Below are 3,258 nucleotides of genomic sequence, written 5' to 3' on the forward strand. Positions count from 1 at the left end.
GCACGAGGTTACCGTTGACGTAGGCGTCGTCGGTGTCTTCGTAATGCACAGCGTAGGTGAAGTAGTAGCCAGCGTAGCCGCCGGCGGCAGTCAGGGAGGCCAGGCCCAGCGCGGCGAGCAGGCGCTTGCGGGTGGCCATCTTGCTGGCGGGGGCAGTGCTGCTGTTCCTGTTGCTGTCGGCGGTGGTTTCGGTCTGGGTAGCTTCGGTCATGTTGATCACCTCGGTATTGGTATCGGTGGCGTGTGGCGGTATCGGCGTTGAGCGGCTATCGCGGTTATCCCGGTTATTGCGGATATTGCGGCTGTACGGGAGCGCCCGGCGCGGCGGCGCCAAGGACCGGCGGCTGCGCGGCCGCCGCGGCGTGCGCCACCGCGGACGTGTCCGTGTAGCCGCCGCCAAGCGAAGCCGCTAGCGCGATCTGGCGGTCGCGGCGCGTCATGCGCAGTTGGGCTACGGCCTGGGTGCGGGCCAGCGCGTTGGTTTCCGCGTTCAGCACGGTGAGCTGGGTCGTCAGGCCCTGGCGATATTGCGCAAGGGCCAGGTCGCGGGCACGGCGGCTGTTTTGCTCGGCGCGCAGTGCATCGGCCAGTTGCGCATCGATCGTGCGGATCTGGGCCAGTTGCGTCGCCACGTCGGTCAGGGCGCCGATCAGCGTCTGGTTGTAGTTCGCCACCGCCATGTCGAATTCCGCGTAGCGGCCCTTCAACTGTGCGCGCAGCGCGCCGGCATCGAAGATCGGCAGGTGGATGGCTGGGCCGGCGCTGGCGGTGCGGCTGGCGGCGGTGAGAAAGCGGCCAAAGCCAAAGGCATCCAGGCCAATCGCGGCGCTCAGGTTGATGTCGGGATAGAAGCCGGCCTTGGCCACCTTGATGTCGTGTGTGCTGGCATCCACGCGCCACCTTGCGGCAACGATGTCGGGGCGGCGCGAAACCAGGTCGGCTGGGAGGTTGTCCGGCAGCCGCACTGCATCGCCGGGGCTCAGCGTGGGCCGCGCGAGGGCCAGGCCGCGGTCCGGGCCGCGGCCGAGCAGGGCGCCCAGTTGGTAGCGCGCATTGAGAACTGCGCCGTTGAGCGCCGTGACCGCCGCGTTGCTGGCGTCGAGGTTGGCGTCGGCGGTGCGCTGTTCCACTTCGGTGTCCAGGCCGGAGGCGGCGCGCGCGTGGGTGATGCGGGCCAGCGCGCTGCGCTGCCTGACTTCGTCCTGGGCGATGTCGAGCAGGGCGTACAGGCGGGCCAGTTCGTTATAGGCGCGGGCCACGGCCGAGCTGACGGACAGGCGGACCTGCTCCGATTCCGCCTCGGCGGCACGGCGGGCCGAGACCGATGAGGCCAGGGCTTCGCGGTTCTTGCCCCACAGGTCGAGTTCATAGGTGGCGCTGATCAGGCCACGGTTTTCGGTCTGCCAGGAACCCGCGATGGGCGGCGGCACCATGGCCGTGGCCGAATACTGCTGGCGGGTCAAGGCGTAAGCCGCATCCACGCGCGGCAAGGTGTTGGCATTGGCACCTTCGCTGTAGGCAGCGGCGGCGGCCAGGCGAGCCTTGGCCATGTCGATCGACGGGCTGCCTTCGAGCGCCTCGGCAATCAGCGCGCGCAGCTGCGCGTCGCCGAACTGGGCGGCCCAGTCGGCCGCGGGCCAGTGGCCTTGCTCGGCGGGCAGGCTGGCAGTGGTTTCCAGCGCGTTGGGCTCGGCGACGTGCTTGTCGCTGGAGATGCCCGCGTAGCTGGCGCAGCCGGCCAGCCAGGCGCTGAGCAGCAGGGGCAGGACCTTGGCGGAGCGCAGGGCGCGGCCGGTCGTTCGAGAAGTCTGCGTTTTCATTTTCTGATTTGTCAGATAAATGGTTAAAAAAAAGACGCGCGCTCAGGCGGCCGAGAATTTGTCGAGCAGGCGCAACAATTCGTCGAACTCGCTCTTGCTGAAATTCTTGAGGCGCGCATTGAGCACCTCGGGGGCGATCTCCGGGATCTGGTTGGCAACGCTGTGGCCCTTGGCGGTGAGTTCCAGGTTCACCACGCGGCGGTCATCCACGCTGCGCGAGCGGGTCAAGAGGCCCTTGTGCTCCAGCTTGTCGAGGATGCGGGTCATCAGGCCGGTGTCGATCACCAGCAGCTTGCTCAGCTCGAACGGGGTGGTGGCCGTGCCGCGCGACAGCGACAGCAGGATGCCCATCTGCTGAGCGGTGATATCCAGCTCTTTCAGGGCCGCGTCCATCTCCATCAGCACAAGATTGCGAGCCTTGTTGAGATAAAAGCCGACGCTATCCGTCAGGTTGAAAGTCCCTTTCGTGTAGTGCTTCATGGTTACCTCCTGTCTGCCGTCTGCTGGCTGGATAATATTTGATAAGTCAGATAAATTCAAGGTCAGAATCTACATTGTTTAGCGCGTGCGCAGAAGGCGACCAACAGGTTCCCAATGCGCCGCTTCCCGGCACGGATGGCTACGCATGCACCCCGCGGCTGGCGAAATACCGGGCCGGAGAATCGCCAAACGCGCGGCGGAACATGGCGATGAAGTTGCTTGGCGTGGCGTAGCCCAGCGCCTGCGCAACCTCGCCCACGGCCTCGCCGCGCGCGAGCCGCTCCRGCGCCAGCGTGAGGCGCGCCTGCTGCCGCCAGTTGGCGAAGCTCAGGCCGGTCTCGCCCAGGAACACGCGCGAAAGCGTGCGCGCAGACAAGCCGGCCCAGGCCGCCCATTCCACCAGGCTGCGGTGGTCATCGGGCTGCGCCAGGATGGCGTCGCTGATGCGGCAGGCACGCCGGTCGCTGGGCAGCGGCAGGTGCAGGGGTTGTTGTGGCGCCTGCCGGATCTCATCGAGCAGCACGGCGATGATCCGCTCCTGTGCGGCGTCCAGCGTGAACGGTGAAGGCCACGACGCAGCGCGGCTGATCAGCGCGCGCATGACATCGCTGGTCCCCACCACGCAGGGCATGCTGGGCAGGTCCTGCGCCGCGGCGGGCGCGATCCACACATTCCAGCCGCTCAGCACGCCGCTGATCGTGACCCGGTGCATTTCCCCCGGCKGCATCCAGCCAGCCCGCTGGGCGGGCAGCAGCCAGGAGCCGCGCTGCGTGCGGACATGCACCAGGCCGTTGTCGATGCAGAACAGCTGGCCGCGCACGTGGCTGTGCCAGCCCAGCTCACGCGTGCCGAGCCGGAACTCGTTGTCCGCCTTGTCGGCGCCGCGCATCGCGATCAGGGCAGGGCCGTCCGGCTGTTCGCTGGTGTCGGCAAAGGCGGCCAGCAGGCTTTCCGTCTC

General features: G+C 67.4%; 3 protein-coding genes and 1 pseudogene. All 4 read right to left on the reverse strand.

Features of this window, described 5'->3' with window-relative positions; all coding sequences use genetic code 11:
* Positions 1-211, reverse strand: a pseudogene (locus tag AC1DS3_RS37070) (EmrA/EmrK family multidrug efflux transporter periplasmic adaptor subunit); the annotation flags it as partial.
* Positions 212-284: 73 nt separating this feature from the next.
* The gene (locus tag AC1DS3_RS37075) at positions 285-1,820 is read right to left on the reverse strand and encodes an efflux transporter outer membrane subunit (RefSeq protein WP_441630884.1); all 1,536 of its coding nucleotides are present in this window, start codon (positions 1,818-1,820) and stop codon (positions 285-287) included.
* Between the two features lie 42 nt (positions 1,821-1,862).
* On the reverse strand, positions 1,863-2,300 hold the full coding sequence (locus AC1DS3_RS37080) for a MarR family winged helix-turn-helix transcriptional regulator (protein ID WP_441630886.1): 438 nt from the start codon (positions 2,298-2,300) through the stop codon (positions 1,863-1,865).
* Positions 2,301-2,439: 139 nt separating this feature from the next.
* Positions 2,440-3,246: an AraC family transcriptional regulator gene (locus AC1DS3_RS37085; RefSeq protein ID WP_477129187.1), complete on the reverse strand. Its 807-nt coding sequence runs from the start codon at positions 3,244-3,246 to the stop codon at positions 2,440-2,442.
* Positions 3,247-3,258 lie beyond the last annotated feature (12 nt).

The sequence above is a fragment of the Cupriavidus sp. 01L46 genome, from assembly GCF_056399905.1.